This is a genomic window from Saccharopolyspora griseoalba, from assembly GCF_042665275.1.
In the GTDB taxonomy this organism is placed as follows: domain Bacteria; phylum Actinomycetota; class Actinomycetes; order Mycobacteriales; family Pseudonocardiaceae; genus Saccharopolyspora; species Saccharopolyspora griseoalba.
This window is the reverse complement of sequence record NZ_JBHTCJ010000001.1, coordinates 499,597-522,286: the sequence shown is the minus strand read 5'-3', so window position 1 is coordinate 522,286 and position 22,690 is coordinate 499,597. Positions and strand designations below refer to the sequence as shown.

General features: G+C 72.2%; 21 protein-coding genes. 10 read left to right on the top strand and 11 right to left on the bottom strand.

The window, feature by feature from the left end; translation table 11 throughout:
- Positions 1 to 13 precede the first annotated feature (13 nt).
- Positions 14 to 1,177 carry an acyl-CoA dehydrogenase family protein gene (locus ACFQRI_RS02365; protein ID WP_380663803.1) on the bottom strand — a complete coding sequence of 388 codons (1,164 nt, stop codon included), beginning with the start codon at positions 1,175 to 1,177 and terminating at the stop codon, positions 14 to 16.
- Positions 1,174 to 2,382, bottom strand: a complete 1,209-nt coding sequence (locus tag ACFQRI_RS02360; RefSeq protein WP_380663800.1) for an MmgE/PrpD family protein — start codon at positions 2,380 to 2,382, stop codon at positions 1,174 to 1,176. The genes ACFQRI_RS02365 and ACFQRI_RS02360 overlap by 4 nt, the downstream gene beginning before the upstream one ends.
- A 135-nt stretch (positions 2,383 to 2,517) precedes the next feature.
- Here ACFQRI_RS02360 and ACFQRI_RS02355 point away from each other — a divergent pair, with 135 nt between their 5' ends.
- Both ACFQRI_RS02355 and ACFQRI_RS02350 read left to right on the top strand, forming a co-directional pair.
- The gene (locus tag ACFQRI_RS02355; protein ID WP_380663797.1) at positions 2,518 to 3,345 is read left to right on the top strand and encodes an HTD2 family dehydratase; all 828 of its coding nucleotides are present in this window, start codon (positions 2,518 to 2,520) and stop codon (positions 3,343 to 3,345) included.
- Positions 3,346 to 3,458: 113 nt separating this feature from the next.
- Positions 3,459 to 5,738, top strand: coding sequence for a molybdopterin-dependent oxidoreductase (locus tag ACFQRI_RS02350; protein WP_380663794.1), 2,280 nt, complete (start codon positions 3,459 to 3,461; stop codon positions 5,736 to 5,738).
- 88 nt (positions 5,739 to 5,826) lie between these two features.
- Here the strand turns inward: ACFQRI_RS02350 and ACFQRI_RS02345 are convergent, their stop codons facing one another.
- The 3 genes from ACFQRI_RS02345 to ACFQRI_RS02335 form a co-directional block, all read right to left on the bottom strand.
- Positions 5,827 to 6,747, bottom strand: coding sequence for an AEC family transporter (locus ACFQRI_RS02345; protein WP_380663791.1), 921 nt, complete (start codon positions 6,745 to 6,747; stop codon positions 5,827 to 5,829).
- Between the two features lie 264 nt (positions 6,748 to 7,011).
- Positions 7,012 to 10,167 carry an arabinosyltransferase domain-containing protein gene (locus ACFQRI_RS02340; RefSeq protein WP_380663789.1) on the bottom strand — a complete coding sequence of 1,052 codons (3,156 nt, stop codon included), beginning with the start codon at positions 10,165 to 10,167 and terminating at the stop codon, positions 7,012 to 7,014.
- A gap of 157 nt (positions 10,168 to 10,324) precedes the next feature.
- Positions 10,325 to 10,453: a hypothetical protein gene (locus ACFQRI_RS02335; protein ID WP_380663786.1), complete on the bottom strand. Its 129-nt coding sequence runs from the start codon at positions 10,451 to 10,453 to the stop codon at positions 10,325 to 10,327.
- Between the two features lie 418 nt (positions 10,454 to 10,871).
- On the opposite strand from ACFQRI_RS02335, the gene ACFQRI_RS02330 reads away from it, so the two are divergent.
- The 3 genes from ACFQRI_RS02330 (at position 10,872) to ACFQRI_RS02320 (ending at position 13,342) form a co-directional block, all read left to right on the top strand.
- A complete protein-coding gene (locus ACFQRI_RS02330) occupies positions 10,872 to 11,423 on the top strand; it encodes a heme-binding beta-barrel domain-containing protein (protein WP_380663783.1) in 552 nt (183 codons plus the stop codon).
- Between the two features lie 63 nt (positions 11,424 to 11,486).
- A complete protein-coding gene (locus ACFQRI_RS02325) occupies positions 11,487 to 11,924 on the top strand; it encodes a MarR family winged helix-turn-helix transcriptional regulator (protein WP_380663780.1) in 438 nt (145 codons plus the stop codon).
- A gap of 11 nt (positions 11,925 to 11,935) precedes the next feature.
- Entirely contained in the window at positions 11,936 to 13,342 is a 1,407-nt protein-coding gene (locus ACFQRI_RS02320; protein ID WP_380663776.1) for an MFS transporter, read from the top strand.
- Between the two features lie 151 nt (positions 13,343 to 13,493).
- Here ACFQRI_RS02320 and ACFQRI_RS02315 read toward each other — a convergent pair whose 3' ends face one another.
- On the bottom strand, positions 13,494 to 13,697 hold the full coding sequence (locus ACFQRI_RS02315; protein ID WP_380663772.1) for a cold-shock protein: 204 nt from the start codon (positions 13,695 to 13,697) through the stop codon (positions 13,494 to 13,496).
- A gap of 377 nt (positions 13,698 to 14,074) precedes the next feature.
- Between ACFQRI_RS02315 and ACFQRI_RS02310 the strand changes: the two genes are divergently transcribed.
- Positions 14,075 to 15,178 carry an LLM class flavin-dependent oxidoreductase gene (locus ACFQRI_RS02310; protein WP_380663769.1) on the top strand — a complete coding sequence of 368 codons (1,104 nt, stop codon included), beginning with the start codon at positions 14,075 to 14,077 and terminating at the stop codon, positions 15,176 to 15,178.
- Here ACFQRI_RS02310 and ACFQRI_RS02305 read toward each other — a convergent pair whose 3' ends face one another.
- The 3 genes from ACFQRI_RS02305 to ACFQRI_RS02295 all read right to left on the bottom strand — a co-directional run bounded on the left by ACFQRI_RS02305 (position 15,179) and on the right by ACFQRI_RS02295 (position 17,309).
- Positions 15,179 to 15,868 (bottom strand): FadR/GntR family transcriptional regulator, encoded by a 690-nt coding sequence (locus ACFQRI_RS02305; RefSeq protein ID WP_380663766.1) that lies wholly within the window; start codon positions 15,866 to 15,868, stop codon positions 15,179 to 15,181.
- 100 nt (positions 15,869 to 15,968) lie between these two features.
- Positions 15,969 to 16,589, bottom strand: a complete 621-nt coding sequence (locus ACFQRI_RS02300) for an L-threonylcarbamoyladenylate synthase (protein WP_380663762.1) — start codon at positions 16,587 to 16,589, stop codon at positions 15,969 to 15,971.
- 78 nt (positions 16,590 to 16,667) lie between these two features.
- Complete coding sequence (locus ACFQRI_RS02295) at positions 16,668 to 17,309, bottom strand: HNH endonuclease family protein (protein ID WP_380663759.1); 642 nt, start codon at positions 17,307 to 17,309, stop codon at positions 16,668 to 16,670.
- A 247-nt stretch (positions 17,310 to 17,556) separates the two neighbouring features.
- Here ACFQRI_RS02295 and ACFQRI_RS02290 point away from each other — a divergent pair, with 247 nt between their 5' ends.
- The 4 genes from ACFQRI_RS02290 (at position 17,557) to ACFQRI_RS02275 (ending at position 20,519) form a co-directional block, all read left to right on the top strand.
- Positions 17,557 to 18,465, top strand: coding sequence for an alpha/beta fold hydrolase (locus ACFQRI_RS02290; protein ID WP_380663756.1), 909 nt, complete (start codon positions 17,557 to 17,559; stop codon positions 18,463 to 18,465).
- Positions 18,466 to 18,558: 93 nt separating this feature from the next.
- On the top strand, positions 18,559 to 19,533 hold the full coding sequence (locus tag ACFQRI_RS02285) for an NAD(P)H-dependent flavin oxidoreductase (RefSeq protein WP_380663753.1): 975 nt from the start codon (positions 18,559 to 18,561) through the stop codon (positions 19,531 to 19,533).
- Positions 19,534 to 19,554: 21 nt separating this feature from the next.
- Positions 19,555 to 20,109: a PadR family transcriptional regulator gene (locus ACFQRI_RS02280; protein ID WP_380663751.1), complete on the top strand. Its 555-nt coding sequence runs from the start codon at positions 19,555 to 19,557 to the stop codon at positions 20,107 to 20,109.
- Complete coding sequence (locus ACFQRI_RS02275; protein ID WP_380663748.1) at positions 20,106 to 20,519, top strand: nuclear transport factor 2 family protein; 414 nt, start codon at positions 20,106 to 20,108, stop codon at positions 20,517 to 20,519. The genes ACFQRI_RS02280 and ACFQRI_RS02275 overlap by 4 nt, the downstream gene beginning before the upstream one ends.
- 6 nt (positions 20,520 to 20,525) lie before the next feature.
- Here the strand turns inward: ACFQRI_RS02275 and ACFQRI_RS02270 are convergent, their stop codons facing one another.
- Together ACFQRI_RS02270 and ACFQRI_RS02265 are read right to left on the bottom strand one after the other, a co-directional pair.
- Positions 20,526 to 21,311 (bottom strand): endonuclease I family protein, encoded by a 786-nt coding sequence (locus tag ACFQRI_RS02270; protein ID WP_380663745.1) that lies wholly within the window; start codon positions 21,309 to 21,311, stop codon positions 20,526 to 20,528.
- Positions 21,312 to 21,455: 144 nt separating this feature from the next.
- Positions 21,456 to 22,613 carry an MFS transporter gene (locus tag ACFQRI_RS02265; protein ID WP_380663742.1) on the bottom strand — a complete coding sequence of 386 codons (1,158 nt, stop codon included), beginning with the start codon at positions 22,611 to 22,613 and terminating at the stop codon, positions 21,456 to 21,458.
- Positions 22,614 to 22,690: the final 77 nt, after the last annotated feature.

Genomic DNA, 22,690 nt, shown 5'->3' with positions numbered 1-22,690 from the left:
GCGGGGCACCGCTTCAGTCCACGCCGCCGCGCCGGACGAGCTGGCCGGCGATGACGTTGCGCTGGATCTCGTTGGTCCCCTCGCCGACGATCATCAGCGGGGCGTCCCGGAAGTACCGCTCGACGTCGAACTCGGTCGAGTAGCCGTACCCGCCGTGGACGCGCACCGCGTCCAGCGCGATCTCCATGGCCGCCTCCGAGGCGAACAGCTTGGCCATGCCGGCTTCCATGTCCACCCGGCGGCCGGCGTCGAGCTCGCGGGCGGCGTGCAAGGTCAGCTGGCGGGCGGCGGTGAGCTTGGTGGCCATGTCGGCGAGGTGGTTGCCCACCGACTGGTGCTTCCAGATGGGCTTGCCGAAGCTCTCGCGCTGCTGGGCGTAGCGCAACGCGTCGTCGAGGGCGGCCTTGCCGACGCCCAGCGCTCGCGCCGCCACCTGGATGCGGCCGGTCTCCAAGCCCTTCATCATCTGCGCGAAACCGCATCCCTCCTGGCCTCCCAGCAGGGCGCTCACCGGTGCGCGGTGGTCGTCGAAGGACAGCTCGCAGCTCTCCACGCCCTTGTAGCCGAGCTTGGGCAGATCGCGGGAGACGGTCAGCCCCGGACCGTGCTCGACCAGCAGGACCGAGATCCCCGCGTGCGCCGGATCGGCGCGCGGATCGGTCTTGCACAGCAGCGCGATGAGCTGGGAGCGCCGGGAGTTGGTGATCCAGGTCTTGGCGCCGTTGACCACGTACTCGCCGCCCTCGCGGCGCGCGGTGGTGGAGATGGCCTGCAAGTCCGAACCGCCGCCGGGTTCGGTCAGCGCCATCGTCGCGCGGATCTCCCCGGTGGCCATCTTCGGCAGGTAGTGCCGCTGCTGCTCCTCGGTTCCGAAGTGCCGCAGCAGCTTGGCCACCACGGTGTGCCCGCCCATCGCCCCGGCCAGGCTCATCCAGCCGCGCGCGAGCTCCTCGGTGATCAAGACGTAGCAGGCGGTGGAGACCTCGTTGCCGCCGAGCTCGTCGGGGACGGCCAACCCGTAGATCCCCAGCCGCTTCATCTGCTCGACGAGCTCGTGCGGGTAGGCGTCGGCGTGCTCGAGCTCGCTGGCGACGGGTCTGACCTCGCGGTCGACGAACTCGCGCACCGTGTCCAGCACCAGCCGCTCGGCCTCGTCGAGGATGTCCGCTGCGCTCACCGGGATGCTCCTTCGCGCTCGGGTGGGAAGGTCCGCGACAGCAGCTCGCGCACCCGCGCCCAGTCGGGGTCCGCGAGCAGCCCGGGCACGTCCTCGCCGCAGGCGGCGAGCTTGTCGGCGAGTTCGGGTCCGGTGGGCGGGCGCGCGGGGGCGCCCGGGGGATGCGCGAGGTCGACCCGCAGCGTCGCGCCGTCGTGCTCGACCTCGACGACGACCTCGCCCGCCAGCAGGCCGTCGGCCGCGGTGTCCGGGTAGTCGGCCGCCACGCCGCGCATCAGGCGCCGCGCAGCGGGTCGGTTGACCGCCTCGTCGGTGAAGGCCGCGAAGTCCGGGTAGTCGTCCAACAGCGCGGTGGCCACCGCGTAGGGCATGGAGAACTTCGCCTGCAGGCCGGTTACCGGTCGGTCGTGGATCAGCGGGGTGACGGTGGACTTCGGGGTGCGCACCCGCACGGCGAGCACGTCCCCGCGCACCTGCTCGCGGATCTCGCGCAGCGCGGCGATCGGGCGCTGCATCGCGTAGCAGCAGGGGAAGACCTTGATCGCCAGCCCGCCCGGCACGGCCGGTCCGGCGAGCTCGGGTTCGCCGCGCCCGCCGACGAGCTCGAACCAGGCGTCCACCGCCCTCGGGTCGGCGGTGGCGCCGGCCGCGGCCAGCCGCGCGGCGCGCACGCCCGCGTCGGCGGCGAAGCCGACCTGCAGCGACTTGCCGTGCGTGCCGAAGGCCTCCCGCACCCCGCCCGCGGCGGGAACGGCCAGCGCCATCGCGATCGCCAACCGCTCGGCGGGCAGGCCCATCGCGGCGCTGGCCGCGACCGCCGCGGCGGGTGCTCCGGCGGTGCAGGTCGCGTGCCACCCGGCGGTGTAGTGCGACCAGCCCAGCGCGTTCCCGAGCCGCGCCATCACCCCGGCCCCGGCCAGGTAGGCGCGTGCTTCGCCGCCGCTGGCCAGCACCGCGGGCACGATCACCGCGCTGACGTGCGCGGTCGAGCCGACGTGCAGGTCGTCGAAGTCCAGGACGTGCGCGGCGACCGCCCAGCGCGCCGCCTCCGGCAGTCCGGCGGCCACCCCGGTCGCGGGGTGCTCGCGCGCGGCGAGCGCGACGGCGGTCGTGTCCAGCAGCGAGCGGCGGGCCAGGGCCAGGTCTTCCTCGGTCGGTTCGAACCCGGTCGCCCACTGCGCGAGCGAACTTGCGATGGACGCCATCCGGCCCCTTCCTCCGCCGATGGGGCATATTTGTACGACCGCGCACACCGTTGGTCAAACCTCGTCCGTTGACGCGACGCGTGCGGCGGTATGGCCTGTGACGGGTCGACCCGCCTGCCGAGCAAAGGAGCTCCCGTGCCCTCGCTGACCGGCCACCTCCAGCACTGGCAACCGGAACCGCTGGTCGAGCACGACCCGATGCCGCCGGATCGGGCGAGAGCGCTCGCCGCGGTGCTGGGCACCCCCGAGCCCGACCTCACCCGCCTACCACCGCTGTGGCACTGGGTGTACTTCCTGCACTGGCCCGAGCACGGCGAGCTCGGCGACGACGGGCACCCGAGCCGCGGGCACTTCCTGCCACCGCTGCCCGACCGGCGGCGCATGTTCGCCGGCGGTCGCCTGCACGTGACCGCTCCGCTGCGGCTCGGCACGCCCGCCGAGCGGCGCTCCGAGCTGCGCGACGTGGTGGTCAAGCAGGGCCGCTCCGGCGAGATGGTGTTCGTGACCGTGCGCAGCGAGTACCACCAGGACGGGCGATCGCGGTTCGTCGAGGAGCAGGACTACGTGTACCGCAGCGGCGAGAGCGCCGCGAAGAACCCGCACGCGGCGCGCCCCACCGAGCTCCCGGTCTCCGACGAGCCCTGGCAGGAGGCGTTCACCGGGGATCCCGTGCGGTTGTTCCGGTTCAGCGCGCTGACCGCCAACTCGCACCGCATCCACTACGACGAGCCCTACTGCCGGGAGGTGGAGCGCTACCCGGGCCTGGTGGTGCACGGGCCGCTGCTGGTGCTCGGGCTCGCCGAGCTCGTCCGGCGCAACGGTCACCGCCTCAGCGAGCTGTCGTACCGGCTCAACCGGCCGGTGTTCGCCGGGGATCCGGTCCTGCTGTGCGGTGATCCCGCGGGGCGGCTGTCGGTGCGCACCGCTCCCGACGAGGTGATGGTCGGGGCCTCGTTCTCCTGACGTCCGCAACCTCGGGCGACGAGCCTCACCCGGGGTTGGTTTGACCACCCCGCACCCCGGTGATGTACTCGAAACCGCTGGTCGGCGCGGGTTCGGCCAGCGAGGAGGAACGCATGACCGACCGCTGGGTCCCCACGACCTCGCACTGGGGCGCCTACCAGGCCGCCGCCGACTCCGACGGCGGCGTGCGGGTGGCGCCGCACCCCGACGACCCGGTTCCCTCGCCGCTGCTGGGCAACGTCGCCGGCAGCGCCCGGCACGCCACCCGCGTGGCCCGGCCCGCGATCCGCCGCGGCTGGCTGGAGAGCGGACCCGGCCCCAGCGCCGGGCGCGGAGCCGAGGAATTCGTCGAGGTCGATTGGGACACGGCGCTGGACCTGGTGGCCGCGCAGCTCGACCGGGTGCGCAACGAGTCCGGCAACGAGTCGATCTTCGGCGGCTCCTACGGCTGGAGCAGCGCCGGGCGGTTCCACCACGCGCAGAGCCAGCTGCACCGGTTCCTCAACACCATCGGCGGCTACACCGCCTCCAAGCACAACTACAGCTTCGGCACCTCGCAGGTCCTGCTGCCGCACGTCGTCGGCAGCATCTCGTCGGTCCTGGGCTACGCCGACAGCTGGGAGACCATCCGCGAGAACACCGATCTGATCGTGGCCTTCGGCGGGCTGTCCACCAAGAACCTCTCGGTCACACCCGGTGGCGTCACCCTGCACACCGGTGCCGCCTCGGCCGCCGACCCGGGCGTGCAGGTCGCCGCGGTAAGCCCGTTGGGCGCCGACGTGCCCGCCCGCGGGCGCTGGTACTCCATCGCGCCCGGCACCGACGTGGCCGTGCAGCTCGCGCTCGCCCACACCCTGCTCGCCGAGGACCTGCACGACACCGCGTTCCTGGAGCGCTACTGCACCGGGTTCGACGTGGTGGCCGCCTACCTGCGGGGCGAGTCCGACGGGGTGGCCAAGACGCCGGAGTGGGCGGCCGAGATCTGCGAGATCCCCGCCGACGACATCCGCGAGCTGGCCCGCGAGATGGCCGCCGGTCGCACGCTGGTCAACGTCACCTGGTCGCTGCAGCGCACCGAGCACGGCGAGCAGCCGGTCTGGGCGGGCATCCTGCTGGCGGCGATGCTCGGCCAGATCGGGCTCCCCGGAGGCGGTTTCGGCCACGGCTACGGCTCGATGGCCGAGATGGGCGACTCCGGACCGCTGCTCAAGCTGCCCACCCTCTCGCAGGGTGCCAACCCGGTGCGGGAGTTCATCCCGGTCGCGCGCATCGCCGACCTGCTGCTCTCGCCCGGGCAGACCTACCGCTACAACGGCCAGACCCGCACCTACCCGGACATCCGGTTCGTCTACTGGGCGGGCGGCAACCCGTTCCACCACCACCAGGACCTCACCCGGTTGCGCCGCGCCTTCGCCCGGCCGGAGACCGTCGTGGTGCACGAGACGCACTGGACCGCCACCGCCCGGCACGCCGACGTGGTGCTGCCCGCCACCACCACGCTGGAACGCGAGGACCTCGGCGCAGGTCGCCGCGACACCCACCTCACCGCGATGCACCGGGTGCTCGATCCGCACGCCGAAGCCCGCGACGACTACCTCATCTTCGCCGCGCTGGCTGATCGCCTCGGTGCGCGGCAGGCGTTCACCGAGGGCCGCAGCCCGCGCGGCTGGCTGGAGCACCTCTACGAGACCTGGCGCGAGTCGCTGCGCGAGCGGGGCCACCAGGTGCCCGATTTCGACCGCTTCTGGGAGCTCGGCAGGCTGGAGCTGCCCGCGGTCGACGAGCAGCCGCCGCTGCGGCGCTTCCGGCAGGACCCGGAGGCCAACCCGCTGCACACCCCCAGCGGCCGGATCGAGCTGTTCTCGGCCACCGTCGACGGTTTCGGGCACCCGGACTGCCCCGGCCACCCGGTCTGGCTGCGACCGCGACGCACCACCGGCGGGCCGCTGCACCTGATCGCCAACCAGCCGCCCACCCGGCTGCACAGCCAGGGCGATGTGGGCGCGACCAGCCTGGAGTCCAAGGTGGACGGGCGCGAGCCGATCACCCTGCACCCGGCCGACGCCGCCGCGCGCGGCATCGCCGAGGGCACCGTGGTCCGGATCTTCAACGACCGCGGCGCCTGCCTGGCGGGTGCGCGCCTGAGCGAACGGGTCCGGCCGGGCGTGGTCGTGCTGCCCACCGGTGCGTGGTTCGACCCGCAGCCCGATCCGAAGCGCGACGGGGCGACCATGTGCGCGCACGGCAACCCGAACGCGCTCACCGACGACCTGCCCTCCTCCGAGCTGTCGCAGGGATGCGCGGGTCAGCACGCCCGCGTGGACGTCGAGCGCTACGACGGGCCGCTGCCCCCGGTCACGACCCGCACTCCCCCACCGCTGAGGCCCGCTTAGGCGTGCGGCGGGTGCGGGCGCTCGGCGTTCGCACCAGCGGCGGTTCCCGCGCGAGCAGGGCGCTCGTCGGGCGCGCTTCCGACGGCTCCTAGCCCAGCAGCGCGGTGACGGTGAACAGCACCGGCACCGACAGGACGGTGGACAGCAGGATCGACTCGCGGGCCAGCCGAACGCCGACGTTGTAGCGCGAGGCGTAGACGAACAGGTTCTGCGCGGCGGGCAGCGCGGAGATGACCACGGCGGCGAACAGCGGAGCACCGGTCATGCCGAACAGGCCCGCGCCGATCGCGTAGGCGATCACCGGGTGCGCGAAGGACTTCACCCCGACCGAGACCAGCACCGGCCAGCGCTCGGCCCCGCCCGCCGGCAGCGTCGAGCCGCACAACGAGATGCCGAACGCCAGCAGCACCGTGGGCACCGACAGGTGGCCGAGCAGGGTCAGCGGCTCGGCAACCGGACCGGGGATGCGAGTTCCGGTCAACGAGAGCCCGACGCCCAGCAGCGAGCAGATCACGATGGGGTTGCGGAAGGGCGCGAGCACCCGGCCCAGCACCGAATCGCTGCCGCCCTCCCGCGCGGTGTCGATGACGGTCAGCCCGATCGGGGTCATCACCAGCAGCTGGAAGAGCATCACCGGGGCGACCAGGCTGGCGTCGCGGAGCACGTAGACCGCGATCGGGATGCCCAGGTTGCCGGCGTTGACGTAGCTGGAGCACAGCGCCCCGATCGTGGTGCGCCGGATGTTCCACCTGCGCCACAGTCCCACCAGCACGAACAGGCCCGCCGCGGCGAACGTGCTCAGCGCGGTGACCAGCAGCGGCGTCGAGAACAGCACGGTCACGTCGGATTCGGAGAGCATCTGCAGCAGCAGCGCCGGCGTGCCGACGTAGAAGGAGATCCTGGTCAGCACCTCGCGGGCGTTGTCGCCGAGCGCACCGGTCCGCCCCAGCAGGTAGCCGACGAGCACGATGGCGCCGATGACGCCGAAGCCCTGGATCACACCGGACACGGCGCCTCGCTCCCGAAGGCGGTGCCGAGCACCGGATCGGAGGCCGGACCTGGACGCGCGCGACTCATCTGCTCTTTCCTCGTCGAGGGCTCGGCGTGTCGCGGGAGCGCGCGGCGGCCGCGCCTCAGCCGGATCGACGCGGCGCCGCAACGGCACCGTCCCGCGGGCGGCCGTGCCCGCGAGCGCCCCACTCGGTTAGCGAGCCTAAGCGATCAGGCGGTTCCCCGAGATCCGGAAATGGCCACTCTCACACGAGCGGGTCGATCAGGTGTCCGCCCCGGGATCGGCCGGGACCACCGGTTCCAGATCGGACCTGCCGCGCGAGCTCAGCGGCGGGCCGGGCAGCGGATCGGCGTCGTAGAGCGGGCCCGTCTCCCAGGCTCCCCAGCGGGTTTCCGAGCGCACGTGCATCGCGGCCCGCGCCGGGAGCGCCCCGGCGTTGTAGGGGTCGACGACGTAGAGCGCGCCCCAGTCGCGGTGCGGCTCGCCCTCGAGGTAGGTCGGCAGCTCGCGGTAGCTGGCGGCCACGCTGAGCCAGCCGAACGGCCCACCACCGGAGGGATCCGACCAGCTCTGCCCCATGTCCCGCATGATCCCGCCGCCGGCGACGCGGAACTTCGGGAGATCGGCGATGCCGTTGTGCAACCGCATCGGCGGCAGGCACGGGTGCACCAGCGCCGCCGGCCACTCCACGAACGCGCGGTTGTGCCCGACCACCTGGGTCATGCTGTCGACGACCGGGATCCGGGGCGCGCTGAAGGCCAGCCAGCCGTCCTCGTCGGTGCGGTGGTCGGCGGCCACCACGCGCAGCCGGTTGGCCTCGCCGACCGGGATCCGCACGTCCTGCCAGCCGCCGTTGAGCACCAGGTCGCGCCGCTCGGTGATGCGGAAACCGGCCGCGTCCTGCACGCCCAGCTCCACGCTCAGCGAGTTCTGCCCGGAGGAGGATCCGGCGAACTGCAGCACCGCCGGCTGGTCCTCGGGCTGGGGCACCTCGTACCACTGCGAGCGCACCTCGCCGGTGCTCGAGGGGCCCTGGTCGTAGCTGCCCCAGATCGGGGCCCCCGGCTGCCCGTAGCCGTAGCGCGGCGCGAAGTTCTCGTCCTGCGGAACGCCGAGCGGGCGGAACCCGTGCGAGCGCGAGCGCAGGTAGTCGTGCGGAACCGAAGCGTCGGTGCTGACCTGCGGTTGCTGCCCGGCCGGGGCGAGGATGCCGCGTCGCGGATCGGCCTCGACCCGCACGTAGTCGCTGAGCCCGCAGCTGCGCCCGCGCAGCTGCTCGACGTTGTCGGCCCCGAGCCGATAGCTGCCGCGCTCGTTCTCGATGCCCTTGGCGAACAGCCCGACCTCGCCGATCACGCACAGCGCGCAGGTCAGCGTCAGCGGAGCGGCCCCGAGGCGGAGCACCTTGCGCCGGGCCTCCGAGGTCAGCACCGGCGGTTCGTCGCGCCGCACGTGCTCGACCGCGGCGACCACCACGGCCGCGAACGCGATCAGCAGGAAGGCGGTGCTGGCCTGGCGCCCGTCGATGCTGGGCGCCCTGTCGAACCAGGGAACGCCCCACTCGGAGACGTACCACCACGAGTTCGTCCCGGTCACCGAGAAGGCGCAGACCACCATCAGTCCTGCGAAGAACGCGGCCCGGTTGCGCCGCGAGCGCAGCACGGCCGCGCTGGTGGCCACCGCGGTCAGCGCGGCGAGCACCGCGCCGATCCCGGCCAGCACGCCGAAGTGGTGGGTGTGCTTGGTCGGGGTGGCCGCGAGCGCCACGAAGCACAGCACCGCGATCATCAGCATCCGGCGGCTCGGACCGTGCGCGGCCCCGCGGATGCGGTGCCGCCGCACCAGCACCACGCCGCTGCCCAGGATGCACAGCATCAGCAGCAGCACCGGGAAGCGCCGGGTCAGCGAGCCGTCCGGGTACTTGTCGAACAGCTTCTCGTAGCGGGTGAGCTCCTCGTACCAGGCGCTGTCCGGACCGAACTGGGTCTTGAGCGCCACCGCGTCCTGCACGGTGCTCAAGGTCTGGTCGAAGAACACCGCGACCAGGATCAGCACCCCGGAGGCCAAGGCGGGCGCCAGCACCGGCAGCGCGCCGCTCTCGCGGACGCGCTCGCGCACCAGCCGCACCAGCGGCTTGATGGCCACCAGGAAGGGCAGCACCGCGATCATGCCGTGCGGGTTCGCCCCCAGGCCCAGCGTGGCCACGACCAGGCCCCACGCCGCCGGGGTGAGCCGCTGCGTGGCCACCGCGCGCTCCACCAGGCACACCGCGAGCAGGAACAGCGCCACCACGACCGGTTCGGGCCGCAGACCGTTGTTGTAGGGCAGCCAGAACGCCAGGAACGCCGCAGCCGCCGCCCAGCCCGCCGAGCGGCTGTGCTTGACCTGGTGCCCCAGCCGCGGCAGCAAACCTCGGCTGATCAGCATCCAGCTGAGCACGCCGAGGAACAGCGCGGGCAAGCGCACCCACGGGGTGGCGGTGGAGACCTGCACCCACAACGCGTAGAGCTCGTAGAACCAGCCGAACGGCGACTCGGGGTTGCCGAACCAGCGGAAGTAGTTGGTGACGAATCCGGCGTCGTCCGCGGCGCGCAGCATGGTCAGGATGTAGCCGTCGTCGGCGGTCATCGCGCCGATCAGCCACCACACGCCCAGGCCGCCGAGCACCGCGACGTCCCGGCCGTCCAGGCGCCACCAGCGCCGCGGCGCGGCGCGCACCGGCCTGCGGCCCTCGACCGCGCGCAGCGCGAACACCGCGCCGAGGAAGCACAGCACCGACAGCACCATCGCCGCCACCTTCAGGGCGCTGGCGGTGCTGTCGAAGCGGTTGTCCGGCCGGACCTGCACGTCCAGGCCGCGCACGTCGTCGGTGCGCGCGTCCAGCTGGGAGTAGATGCCGGTCACCTGCGGCCGCTGGTCACCTCCGACCGCGGCCAACCGCGCTCCCCCGAGCTCGGCGCGCGTGCCGCCGGGATCGGCGCGCAGGTCGACCGAGCAGGAACCCGGCGGGATCGGGCCGCCGCCGATCTGCTGACCGCGCGACCAGACCTGCAGCAGGCCGTCGTCGACGCGCAGGCTCAGCCCGGTGGCCTTGCCGTAGTCCGCGTCCGGCGCGTTGGTGGCCAGCACCACCCCGGGGCGCTCGGTGCGGGCGTCGAGCTCGCGCGCCGTCTCGCAGGGCACGTGCGCCGTCAACCACATCGGCACCTGGGTGACCAGCGGCGCCGAGACCGAGCGGGTCCCCTCTGCGGTGGGCCAGCGCAAGGTGGTGACGTCGTAGTTCACCGGGAGGAACGGCACGGCCACGGCCAGAACGGCCGAAACCAGGCCCAGCACCGCGGCGACCGCGCGCGCGGCCCATCGCGACCGATCACCACGCGCCCACCACATCGAAGGCCGACCCACGCGCTCGCCCACCTCAACCTCGTCGGACAGTCCCCGCAGAGCCTAAAGACCGCGGGTCGGCGATTGGTAACCGGCGGGTCGATCGCGCTCCGGAGCGGGGCGTCCTCACCTGGCGGCAGCAGGAGCGACGTCGGTCACGGGGCGCGGGCGTCGGCGAGTCGGCCACGGGTCAGGCCGCCATCGCGGACTCGCCTTCGAACAGCTCGGCGGGATTGCGTCGCGCGTCGAGGATGTACCCGACCCAGAAGCCGATCACACCGGCACCGACGACGGCCAACGTTCCGACAGCTCGCACCATTGGAGGTTCCCTCATTCCTGAAAAGCGCCCGACCGAGTGGTCCCGACAGAACTTGAGTCCGCAACCATGCTGAACCCGCCGGGTACCAGCGCTATTGCTCGAACGATAACGGGCCGTGAATTGGCCAACCACGCCACCCCCTGCCAACGGGCAGTGACGAAGAGTCACCATCGGATCCGCTAACGGCGGAGCGCTCGACCGCACGAGGAGGGCAGCCGCACCGCAGTCACGCACGCAGCGATCACCTTCATCGTCCGGGCGATGCGACACCTCACCCGACCGGTCGCGATCTCGCATCGTGACAGTCCGAATCCGCCGGGGAAATCACCCGCTCGGGCGGCTGCTCGTCCGCCGACCCCGCGGAAATCCACTGTGGAATTGCGCGGTCCGGCGGCCGACGCCGCATAAGCTGCCGGGGATGACCGCTTCCGAGGACTTCGCCGAACCGCCGATCCCCGCCGACACCACCGATCCGACCGCACCACCGCTGCACGAGGCCTGCGCACCGCTGCGCGAGCTGCTCGGCGTGTGGCGCGGCCGCGGACGGGTCGACTACCCCACGATCTCCGGGCCCTACCGGTTCGGCCAGCAGGTGCGCATCACCCACGACGGCCGGCCGTTCCTGCGGCACCAGGCCAAGGCCTGGCTGCTCGACGCCGAGGACCGCGTCCTGCGTCCGGCGGCGTGGGAGACCGGCTGGTGGCGACCGGGGGCCGACGGCCGCCTCGAACTGCTGCTCGCCCACTCCACGGGCATCGTCGAGGTCTTCTACGGCCGCGCCGAGGGGTCTCGATGGGAGCTGACCACCGACGCCGTCCTGCCGACCGCGACCGCCAAGCAGGTCGAGGCCGCGCACCGCAGCTACGCGCTGCGCGGCGACGGCGTCCTCGAGTGCGCCGAGAGCCGCGCCATGGTCGGCGAGCCGATGACCCCGCACGTGGCCGTCGAGCTGCACCGCACCACGGCCTGACCTCTCCCCGGCCCGCGGCGGCCGGGGCACCGTCCCAGTTCTTTAGGCAGCTATGCTTAACACGTGGTCGACAGCGAGGAGCGTTCGAGCGAGGCCGCCGAAGTGCGGATGGGGGTCATGCGCCTGGCGCGGCGGCTGCGCGCCGAGCGCGAGCCCGGCGAGCTGACCCTCGGCAGGTCGTCCGCCCTGGGCAGGTTGGAGCGGGACGGCCCGACCACCGCCAGCGCGCTGGCCGCCGCCGAGCGCGTCACCCCGCAGACCATGGCGCGCATCGTGCAGCACCTGCTGGACGCGGGATTGGCCGAGCGCACACCCGACCCGGTGGACCGCCGCGCCACCCTGATCCGGATCACCGAGGCGGGCAGCAGCCGCGTGCTGGCCGACCGCAGCCGGCGCGAGGCCTGGCTGGCGCAGGCGATGGACGAGCTCACCGACGTCGAGCGGGAGCTGCTCGTGCTTGCCGCGCGCCTGCTGGACCGGCTCGCCGACGCGCCGAGCTGACGGACGGCGACATGTCGACAACTCCCGAGCAGAAGGACAGCAATGCTGCCGGATCGACGGGATCGCGAGAGCTCCCGTCGGCCTTCATCACGCCGATCGCCTTCGGCACGATCCTGCAGCCGCTGAACTCCTCGATGATCGCGGTCGCCCTGGTGGGCATCCGCAGCTCCTTCGACGCCGGCTCCTCGGTGACCTGGCTGGTCTCCGCGCTCTACCTGGCCACCGCGGTGTCCGCTCCGGCGATGGGGCGCATCGCCGACGTCTTCGGCGCGCGGCGCGCGAGCCTGGCCGGGTTCGCGCTGGTCGGCCTCGCCTCGGTGGCCGCGCCGTTCGCGCCGGACATCCCGCTGCTGGTGGTCTGCCGCGTGCTGATCGGCATCGGCACCGCGGCGCAGTACCCGTGCGGGGTGGCGATGGTGCGCCGGGCGGCCGACGAGCTGCGCGCCAAGCCCGGCAACGCGTTGGCCACCCTGGCGGTGTGCTCGCAGGTCAGCGTGGCGCTCGGCCCGACGCTGGGCGGCCTGCTGGTCGGCGGGCTGGGCTGGCCGGGGGTGTTCTGGATCAACGTGCCGCTGGCGCTGGTCGGCGCCGCCGTGATGCTGCGGTGGGGCCCGGCCGATCCTCCGCTGGAGCGCACCGGGCGGGCTGCGGCGCTGCTGCGGGTCGACCCGGTCGGGATGCTGCTGTTCACCGTCGCGCTGACCGCGCTGATGTTCTGGTTGCTGTCGCTGGCCGGGAGCGTCCGGTGGTGGTGGCTGGTGATCGCGGTGCCCGCGGGTGCGGCCACCGCGTGGTGGAGCCTGCGCCGCGAGGAGCCCTTCCTGGACATGCGCCTGCTCGGGCACCGCTCGCTGTCGCTGACCTACCTGCGCACGATCGTGACCTACACGGCGTTCTACTGCGTGTTCTACGGGATCCCGCAGTGGCTGGAGGAGGCGCGCGACCTGGGACCGGTGGGCGCCGGGCTGGTCATGCTCCCGATCCCGCTGGTCGGCGTGCTCTCCACGATCCTGTCGAACCGGTTGCACCGCACCCGCAGCCCGTGGGCCTCGCTGGTGATCGGCAGCGCCGCGCTGTGCGCGGGAGGCCTGCTGCTGCTGGTGCCCGACGCCGACACGCCGATCCCGCTGCTGCTGGTCATCGCCGGGGTACTCGGACTGCCCAACGGCTTCAACAACATGGGCAACCAGCGGGCGATGTACGCGGTGGCCCCGGCCGAGCACGTGGGCGCGGCATCGGGGCTCTACCGCACGTCGCAGTACGTCGGCGCGAACCTGGCCGCGGCGGTGCTGGTGCTGTCGCTGGGCGCCACCCCGACCGACCCCGGACTGCACCTGATGGGCCTGGCGGTGACCGCCATCGCGGCGTTCTTGCTGGTCACGGCTCTCTTGGGCGGTGCGCGCGCCCGCAGGGGCTGACGACCGAGCACCCGCGCACGCGGAAGGGCCCCGCATCCTCGGATGCGGGGCCCTCCATCGAGGCGAATCGGGTCCGCCTCGCGATCTACTGCTTGTCCTCGAGCTCGCGCCTACCGGCAGGAGTCCCTCAGACAGGAGTGGACGCCGTGTCTCAGATGACGCGAACCTCGGCAGCCTGCGGGCCCTTCGGGCCCTGGCTGACCTCGTAGGTCACCTTCTGGTCCTCGTCGAGGCTGCGGAAGCCGCGGGCGTCGATGGCGGAGTAGTGGACGAACACGTCCGGACCACCGTCATCCGGGGCGATGAAGCCGAAGCCCTTTTCCGAGTTGAACCACTTCACGGTTCCCTGTGCCATTCTTGCTCTCTCCTTCTGGGAGCCGGTACTACATCGAGCGGTCACACTGCGTAACCACTCGGGCCGCTGATCGAACGGCTACTTGTCCAGCTACAACCAGAAAAGCGCACGCCCGCATCAACATCCTGCGAGTGTGCGCGAACACGACCCCAGAAAAATACGACCACCACGAACACTACACGCCCCCACGGCCCGCTGTCCCCGAGCATCACCCGGGAGTGTTGTGATCGGCGTCACATTTCGTGCCGCGGTCGCTGGTCGGCGCCGGCTGGCCCCCGGCTCCACTGTGGAATTGATCTTGGCCTGGTTGCGCCAGGGATCTTGTCGACTCCCACCCGCGGCGGTGAACTGTTCTCACGAGCTCAGATGGGAGGCCCATGTCCAGCACCTCGCTCGACGGTCACGACTTCAAGCTCGGTCTGTTCTCCCCCAACTGCTCCGGCGGTCTCGCGATGACCACCGTCGCCGAGAGGTGGGACGCGAGCTGGTCCGCCAACCTCCGGCTGGCGCGACTCGCCGACGACGCCGGGATCGACTTCGTCCTGCCGATCGCGCGCTGGATCGGCTACGACGGCGCGTCAGACTTCCACCGCAACGTCCTCGAACCGATCCCCTGGGCCGCCGCGCTGCTGGCGGCGACCAGGCGGATCACGATCTTCGCCACCGTGCACACCGCGTTCAACCACCCGGTGGTCAGCGCCAAGCAGCTGGCCACCCTCGACCAGGTCGGTGGTGGCCGCGCGGGCCTGAACATCGTGGCGGGCTGGAACGAGCCGGAGTACCGGGCCATGGGGCTGCGGTTGCCCGAATCCCACGACGAGCGCTACGCCCTGGCCCAGGAGTGGTGGGACCACGTGCACGCGCTGTGGACCCGCGAGGGCACCTTCGACCTGCCCGGGCGGTTCTTCGACCTCGAAGGGGTGGAATCCGCGCCGAAACCCGTCCGCGGAACGCTGCCGGTGATCAACGCCGGATCCAGCCCGCAGGGCCGCGCGTTCGCCGCGCGCAACGCCGATTTCGTGTTCACCGGCCTGCGAGACCCCGACGACGGGGCCGACGTGGTCGAGCAGATCCGCACCGCCGCGAAGCGGGAGCACGGCCGCGACGTCGGCGTGATGACCCCGGCGTTCGCGGTCTGCCGGCCCACGCGCCGGGAGGCCGAGGAGTACCTGCGCCACTACGCCGAGGACAACGCCGACTGGGCAGCGGTCGACCAGTTGATGAAGCTGCAGGGCGCCCACACCGAGTCCTTCGCCACCGAAGCGCTGCGCACCTTCCGTCCCCGCTTCGCCGCCGGGCACGGGGCCTGTCCCCTGATCGGATCCCCCGACGACGTGGCCGAGCAGATCGCCCGCTACGCGGACGCGGGGTTGGCGGGCATGACGCTGTCGTTCGTGGACTACCTCGGCGAGCTGGAGCACTTCGCCGCCGAGGTGCTCCCGCGGTTGCAGCGCAGGGGGATTCGGCTGCCGCGCGCCTGATCAGGCCAGCCGGGTGGCCGCGTAGCGCAGGTGCGCGCTCATCGCGTCCGCCGCCGCGTCGTGATCGCCCTGCTCGATGGCCTGCAGGACGTCGCGGTGTCCGGCCTGCGAGCGCCTGCGGGTCGCGACCTTGCGGTGCGCCCGGCCGCGCGCCTCCCGGATGCGCTCCGCGCTGGCGGTCACCAGCCCGGCCAGCAGCGGATTGCGCGCGGCGCGGGCGACCCCGGCGTGGAAGCGCTCGTCGAGCTCGGCCGCGCGCCGGCCGGTTCGGCCCTCGGCCTCGTCGACGATGTCGCGCAGCAGCTCGACGTCGGCGCGCGTCGCGCGCAGGGCCGCGCGGGAGGCGATCGCGGGTTCCACGGTGGCGCGCAGGTCCTGCACGTCGTGCAGCTCGCCCAGTTCGGTCTCCTGCGCGCCGAGCAGCCCGGTGGCCCCGGCGTCCGGGGTGATCACGGTTCCGCGACCGCGGCGGCGGTCCACCACGCCCTTGAGCTCCAGCTCGTGGATCGCCTCGCGCACCGTGGCGCGGCTGGTTCCGAGCAGCTCGGCGAAGTCGCGCTCGGAGGGAAGCCGGTCACCGGCGCGCAGCTCACCGCGCACGAGCAGACCGCTGATCAGCGCGGCCAGCCCGGCAGGGCCGGAACGCGCATCGGCGGCCAGCGCCGTCCAGTCGATCACCCGAAGTGCCATCAGGGCTCCTTGGCTAGACCTCGCAGGTCCGCCAAGCTAGACCCTCGGTTGCCCGCCGCGCGGGGGTTTTCGGCGAGTTTTTGCAAACGTGCACGCGCGCTCATTCGAAGCGGGCGGTGTCCCCGGCGCCGTGGCGCACGATCTCCGGTTCGGAGCCGGAGAAGTCGATGACGGTGGTCGGTTCCACCCCGCAGTCGCCGGAGTCGATCACCGCGTCCAGGGAGTGGTCGAGCTCGTCCTTGATCTGCCAGCCCTGGGTCAGCGGCTCCTCCTCCCCGGGCAGCAGCAGCGTGCTCGACAGCATCGGCTCGCCGAGCTCGGCGAGCAGCGCCTGCGCGGCCACGTGGTCGGGGATGCGCACGCCGACGGTCTTCTTCTTCGGGTGCATCAGCCGCCGCGGGACCTCCTTGGTGGCAGGCAGGATGAAGGTGTACTTGCCCGGGGTGGCGGCCTTGATCGCGCGGAACACGGCGTTGTTGATGATCACGAACTGGCCGAGCTGCGCGAAGTTCTGGCACACCAGCGTGAAGTGGTGCCGGTCGTCGAGCTCCCGGATGGTGCGGATGCGCTCCATGCCGTCCTTGTTGCCCAGCTGGGTGCCGAGCGCGAAGCACGAGTCGGTCGGGTAGGCGATCAGCCCGTCGTTGCGCACGATGTCGACGACCTTGCCGATCAACCGGGGCTGCGGGTTGTCCGGGTGCACGTCGAAGTACTTCGCCATACCGGCAGCATAGGAGTCCTGGCCACCCCCGCCCGGCACGACCGCGCCCGGCGAGTCGCCGGGCGCGTGACCGCCGGTTCAGCCGCAGGTCGCCAACATCCGGCCCAGCGCCTTCTTCTCGGCGTCGGTGACGGTGAGCCGGTAGGTGCTCTTCACCTGGATCCAGTCGCCGGCGTACTCGCACCAGCGGTCCTGGGCCGAGGGCTTCCAGGTCGACGGGTCCTGGTCGCCCTTGCTGCGGTTGGAGCTGGAGTCCACCGCGACCAGCTGCGGGTTGGTCATGTCGTTGGCGAACTTCTCGCGCTCGGCGTCGGTCCACGCGGCGGCCCCGCTGCGCCAGGCGTTGGCCAGCGGAACCATGTGATCGATGTCGATGTCCGAATCGTCGGTGATCTTCTCGCCGGTGTAGGCGCTGGTCCAGGTCCCGGAGGTGGCCTCGCAGCGGTTGTCCCTCCTGGTCCCGGACCCGTCGCGCAGCAGCACCGCCTCCCGGGTGTTGCAGTTCTTGCCCGCCGAGGGCTGCGCGACCCAGTGCTCGAAGCGGTCGCGCGAGTAGCCGTCCATCGACCCGGCGGGCGCGACCTGCAGCTGCTCCAGCTGCTCGGCGGCCGGCCCGCTGGCCGAGCTGACGTTGTCGTCGAAAAGCCCGGATTCGAACACCAGCCACATCGCGCCGAGCAGCACCGCGGCCACCAGCGACGACCAGGTCTTCTTTCCCATCGCCCGAAATCCCCTTCCTGCCTTGCACTCGAGACGAGTCGATCATCTGGTCGAACCGGGATCACGCGACACGCGGGTGTGTGGTGCGAGCAACACCGCAGGCGCCCGAGCGCGATCCCGAGCGTGATTCGCCGCTCGGCGGGAACTCGGCCGCTCCACCGGTTTCCCGCCCGCGCTGGTGCGATGTTCGGGTGACGGTCGCTGTTTCCGCTGGTCGCGCGGATTCGCCTTCGAGCACGCTCGGGCGATGGAGATCGGCACCGCGGACTACGCGCACTTCCTGCCCGCTGAGCACCGGGAGAGGTGCACCGAACCGCGATCGGACTGGTGGGATTGGCGCGGCAGGCGCGTCCACCTGCTGCGCTCGGCACCGTCGGACGCACCGGTCCGCCTGCTGGGCGTGCACGGCGCGGGCGGCCGGGCAGCAGCGTTGTGGCCCGCGATCTCGGCTGTGGCGGGCGAGCTCGCCGAGATCGTCGTCCCGGACCTGCCGCTCTTCGGCGACACGGTCGAGCCGGATCCGACCGGGGTCCGCTACTCGACGTGGATCGAGATGCTCGCCGACCTGGTGCTCGCGGAGTCCGGCGATCGGCGCCCGTTGGTGCTCTTCGGCGCCAGCATGGGTGGCCTGCTGGCCTACCAGACGGCCGCGCGCACGCGGCTGGCCGCCGCGGTGGTGGCCACCTGCCTGCTCGATCCGAGCGATCCCGAGGCGATGCGCAGCGCGGCCCGCATCGGCGCGCTGGGCGCGCACGCCCGCGCCCTGCTCGCGCCGCTCGCGCGGGTGGCCGGTCGCGCGCGGCTGCCGCTCTCCTGGGTGGACGACCTGGGCAGCATGAGTCGCGATCCGCGGTTGTCCCGGCTGTGCGCGCGGGACCGCAAGGGCGGAGCGACGCGGGTGCCGATCGCCTTCCTGTCGGACTTCGCGCACTTCGAGCACACCCGACCCGAGCAGTTCGACGCCGCGCCGCTCACGCTCGCGCACCCGGCCGAGGACGGCTGGACCCCGCCCGCCAACAGCATCCGGTTCCTCGAGCGGGTGGCCGCACCCGCGCGGTTGGTGCTCCTGGAGGGGTGCGGCCACTTCCCGATCGAGGAGCCCGGTCTCGGCCAGCTCCGCAGCACCGCGCGCCGAGTCCTGCGCGAGGCGACCTGAACGCCCACTATGCAACCAGTTGCATTGCAACTTGGTGCATAGTAGCGTTCCGCGGCGTCGGAACCGCGTTCGTCGAGGAAGGTTGTGAGCAGCGTGCTGCGAACCAGGTTCACCGAGGAATTCGGCGTCGAGCACCCGATCGTGCAGGGCGGGATGCAGTGGGTCGGGCGGGCCGAGCTGGTCGCCGCGGTGGCCAACTCCGGAGCCCTGGGCATGCTCACCGCGCTGACCCAGCCCACGCCCGAGGACCTGGTCAAGGAGATCGCGCGCTGCCGCGACCTGACCGACAAGCCCTTCGGGGTCAACCTGACGATCCTGCCGACGATCACTCCCCCGCCCTACGCGGAGTACCGGCAGGCGATCGTCGAATCCGGCATCCGGGTGGTCGAGACCGCCGGTTCCAACCCCGCCGAGCAGCTGGCCGCCTTCCAGCCCGCCGGGGTCAAGGTCATCCACAAGTGCACCAGCGTCCGGCACGCGCTCAAGGCGCAGCAGCTCGGCGTGGACGCGGTCAGCATCGACGGCTTCGAGTGCGCGGGGCACCCCGGCGAGGACGACATCCCCGGGCTGGTGCTCATCCCCCGCGCCGCCGACGAGCTGGACATCCCGATCATCGCCTCGGGCGGTATCGCCGACGCCCGGGGCCTGGTCGCCGCGCTCGCGCTCGGCGCCGACGGCGTGAACATGGGCACCCGGTTCATGTGCACCGCCGAATCGCCGATCCACGACGCGGTCAAGCAGCGCCTCACCGAGGCCGACGAGCGCGAGACCGAGCTGATCTTCCGGCCGCTGCGCAACACCGCGCGGGTGGCCAGCAACTCGGTGAGCCGCGAGGTCGTCGAGAAGCTCGACGCGGGCGCCGGTTTCGAGGACGTGCGCGAGCTGGTCGCCGGCGCGCGGGGCCGCGAGGTCTACGAGCGGGGAGACACCGAACTGGGCATCTGGAGCGCGGGTATGGTCCAGGGGCTGATCGACGACGTGCCCACCGTCGACGAGCTGGTCACCCGCATCGTCGGGCAGGCGCGCGAGCTCATCGAGGGCAGGCTGGCGCGGACCATCGGCGGCTGAGCCGGGAAGGGGATCGGGACGGTGTCGCTGGAGTACGCGATCCTGGTGTCGCTGCGCGAGCGCGCGGGCTCGGGCTACGAGCTGGCGCGGCGCTTCGACAAGTCCATCGGGTACTTCTGGGCGGCCAGCCACCAGCAGATCTACCGAAGCCTCAAGCGGATGGTCGACGCGGGCTGGATCGACTGCGACCAGATCGCGCAGGACAAGCGGCCGGACAAGAAGGTCTACCGCGTCAGCGAGGACGGCGCGGCCGAGCTGGCCCGCTGGATCGGGGAACCCGCCGCGCCCTCGTCGACCACGCGCAACGACCTGTCGGTCAAGCTGCGCGGCGCCTCCTTCGGCGACACCGCCTCGGTCATCGCCGAGCTGACCCGGCACCGCGACATGCACGCGGAGCGGCTGGAGCTCTACCGCAGCATCCAGCGCCGAGACTTCCCCGATCCGTCCGCGCTCACCGGCCGGGAGCTGCACCAGCACCTGGTGCTGCTCGGCGGGATCCGGGTCGAGGAGGCGTTCCTGGCCTGGTGCCAGGAGTCCATCGAGGCATTGCAGAGCGACCGAGGAGGTCGGAGATGAACGCTGCCGCGCGGTTCCGGGAAGCCGTCGAGGCGGGTGATTTCGAGGCGGCCGTCGAGCTGTTCAGCCAGGACGTCCGCTTCTACAGCCCGGTGAAGTTCACCCCGTTCGAGGGCATCGACGCGGTGCGCGCGCTGTTCCGCGTGCTGCAGCGCACCTTCACCGATTTCCGCTACGTCGGCGACTTCCCCGGCCGGGGGCAGGATTCCGGTGGCGCGGAGCGCGGGGCGCACGTGCTGCACTTCCGCGCGGTCGTCGACGGCAAGCAGGTGGAGGGCATCGACCTGCTGCACCTCGACGACGAGGACCGGATCGCGACCTTCACCGTGATGCTCCGCCCGATGTCGGCGGTGCAGGTCGTCAGCGACGCGGTCTACGCGGGCCTGACCGCCGACGGCGCGCTCGGCTGACGCCTGTCACCAGATGTCTTCGACCCACTCCGGGTGGTCGATGAACGGGTTCCGGTTGTGCTGGAAGTCGGTGTGGATGACCTCGTTGCGGTGCTGCTCGAAGGCGTCCGGCGGGTCCTGCTCGTGCCACTGCTTGAGCACCGAGAGCTTGCCGATGTTCGGCGCGCTGCCGTTGCCCACCCGGTCGTTGACCTCCAGGTCGGCGAAGCCGTCGTCGCCCTCGTAGCGCACCGACATGTAGAAGATCATCCGGGCGACGTCGCCCTTGACCTCGTCGCGCGGCTCCCAGGAGTCGTCGTCGGTGAAGTTGCCCGGGGCCTCGGCGTTCTCGGTTCCGCCCGCGTCGAAGTCCTTGCTGCCGCGGTCGGCGTTGACCGTGACGTCGGTGGGCCGCAGGTGGTGCACGTCGGTGCCCGGCCCGGGGACGGTGTCGAAGTCGCCGTGCGACTTGGCCCAGACGTGCTCGCGGTTCCACTGGTCGGCGTCGCCGCCGTGGTCGTCCTTGCTCTGCGAGCGGCCCGAGTACAGCAGCACGACGTTGCCGGTGTCGTTCGGGTCCTCGTCGGTGACCTGCAGCGCGTCCCAGACCTGGGAGTAGCTCAGCGTCGTGACGTCGCGGCTGATGATGCCGTGCAGCGCGGCTTCCAGCTCCGGCCCGGTCTTGCCGATCGCGTCCTGGTAGTAGTCCTCGGCGCTGGGCTGCGCCGGCGCCCCCACCGCGACCGCGGTCGGCGCGGCCACCAGCACGGCGCCGCACAACAGCGCCACGGGCTTCCATCGGGTGATGCGCATGGGCTCGTCCTCTCCCCTCGTGCGGACGGGGAAAGACTGCCACAGAATCGTTCACCAGTTGGTTAATCAATTCTGTTGAGGCGATGAACGGATCGGCGGAATTCGACCCGGCAACGACGTCGAATTCACCACCCGCACAGGCCTTCACCTGCGCTGACGTCCCGCCTGCGCGGGTTCTGACCTTTTCCCGCGGGGCCAGAAAACGGCAACAACGGGAATGGTGAGCACCAGCAGCGACGCGGGAATGCCGAATCCCAGCGCCGCGTCGTGCCGGTAGGCCGCGGTGAACGCCGCCGGCGCGGCGGCCATGCCGAGGAAGCGCCACGCGGTCACCACCGAGATGGCCCCACCGCCGCCCCCGGCGCCACCGAGCACCGTGGAGTTGATGCCCACCAGGATCAGCTGCCCGCACACCCCGGCGATCGCCCACGCCACCAGCACCAGCGGGAGGTGGGGCAGCACGCCGATCGAGCCCACCACGACCGCGGCCAGCAGCAGTCCGGTGATGAGCACGGCGCGCTCGCCGAGCCGGTCGACGGCGCTGCCGGTCAGCCGGGCGGCCAACGCCCCCGCGATCCCGTAACCGGTGAGCACGAGCCCCCTGGCACCCGAGGACAGCTCGAAGGCGTCGCCCAGGCGCAACGACACCAGGAACGGCAGCCCGGCCGAGGACATCCAGGCCACGAAGCACACCCCGCCGGCCAGCAGCACCACGGGTCGCCAGGCGTCGCCCAGCGCCGAGGGCCGTCGCGAGCTCTCCGCCGCGGTCCCGGGGTCGGCGGGCAGCGGGCTCAGCGCGAGCGCCGCGGCCACGGCGGCCAGCCCGACGAAGGCCAGCTGCCAGGCGCTCTCCGCGGCGAGACCGCCGACCAGCGGCGCCGTGGTCTGCCCGATGGCCTGCATCGAGCCCATCGTGCCCAGCGCGCGGCCGAGGCGTTCCCTCGGCGTGCTGGCGGCGACCTTGGCCAGCAGCAGCGGCGTGGTGAAGGCGTTGGCCACGCCCTGCAGCGCGCGGGCGCCCTGGAACGCCCAGAAGGTCGGCGCCAGGGCCCCCAGCAGCGCGGCCAGGGCGTAGCCGACGTAGGCCCACCGGATGCTGCGGCTGACGCCCCACCGCTCGCCGAGGTTGCCCGACACCAGCATGACCACCGCGAACGGCAGCAGGTAGGCGGTCATCGAGCCGGCGGCGAGGCCGGGCGAGATCCCGTAGGTGCCACCGAGCTCGGGCAGCATGGCCGCGACGACGCCCCCGCCGAAGGGGCCGAGCAGGCCCCCGACGTAGAGCGCGATCCGCGCCGTCATCGCCGCACCGACCGCACCGGCCACCTCCGAACGCGGCTGTGGTTAGCCGCGCGAACGGTATCAACCGCGATCTCGCC

Coding starts and splice junctions, on each gene's coding strand:
- ACFQRI_RS02315 (WP_380663772.1), bottom strand. CDS start 13,697: ATGGCACAGGGAACCGTGAAGTGGTTCAACTCGGAAAAGGGCTTCGGC.
- ACFQRI_RS02300 (WP_380663762.1), bottom strand. CDS start 16,589: ATGGCGAAGTACTTCGACGTGCACCCGGACAACCCGCAGCCCCGGTTG.
- ACFQRI_RS02310 (WP_380663769.1), top strand. CDS start 14,075: ATGTCCAGCACCTCGCTCGACGGTCACGACTTCAAGCTCGGTCTGTTC.
- ACFQRI_RS02275 (WP_380663748.1), top strand. CDS start 20,106: ATGAACGCTGCCGCGCGGTTCCGGGAAGCCGTCGAGGCGGGTGATTTC.
- ACFQRI_RS02270 (WP_380663745.1), bottom strand. CDS start 21,311: ATGCGCATCACCCGATGGAAGCCCGTGGCGCTGTTGTGCGGCGCCGTG.
- ACFQRI_RS02305 (WP_380663766.1), bottom strand. CDS start 15,868: ATGGCACTTCGGGTGATCGACTGGACGGCGCTGGCCGCCGATGCGCGT.
- ACFQRI_RS02360 (WP_380663800.1), bottom strand. CDS start 2,382: ATGGCGTCCATCGCAAGTTCGCTCGCGCAGTGGGCGACCGGGTTCGAA.
- ACFQRI_RS02290 (WP_380663756.1), top strand. CDS start 17,557: ATGGAGATCGGCACCGCGGACTACGCGCACTTCCTGCCCGCTGAGCAC.
- ACFQRI_RS02335 (WP_380663786.1), bottom strand. CDS start 10,453: ATGGTGCGAGCTGTCGGAACGTTGGCCGTCGTCGGTGCCGGTGTGATC.
- ACFQRI_RS02295 (WP_380663759.1), bottom strand. CDS start 17,309: ATGGGAAAGAAGACCTGGTCGTCGCTGGTGGCCGCGGTGCTGCTCGGC.
- ACFQRI_RS02350 (WP_380663794.1), top strand. CDS start 3,459: ATGACCGACCGCTGGGTCCCCACGACCTCGCACTGGGGCGCCTACCAG.
- ACFQRI_RS02320 (WP_380663776.1), top strand. CDS start 11,936: ATGTCGACAACTCCCGAGCAGAAGGACAGCAATGCTGCCGGATCGACG.
- ACFQRI_RS02330 (WP_380663783.1), top strand. CDS start 10,872: ATGACCGCTTCCGAGGACTTCGCCGAACCGCCGATCCCCGCCGACACC.
- ACFQRI_RS02265 (WP_380663742.1), bottom strand. CDS start 22,613: ATGACGGCGCGGATCGCGCTCTACGTCGGGGGCCTGCTCGGCCCCTTC.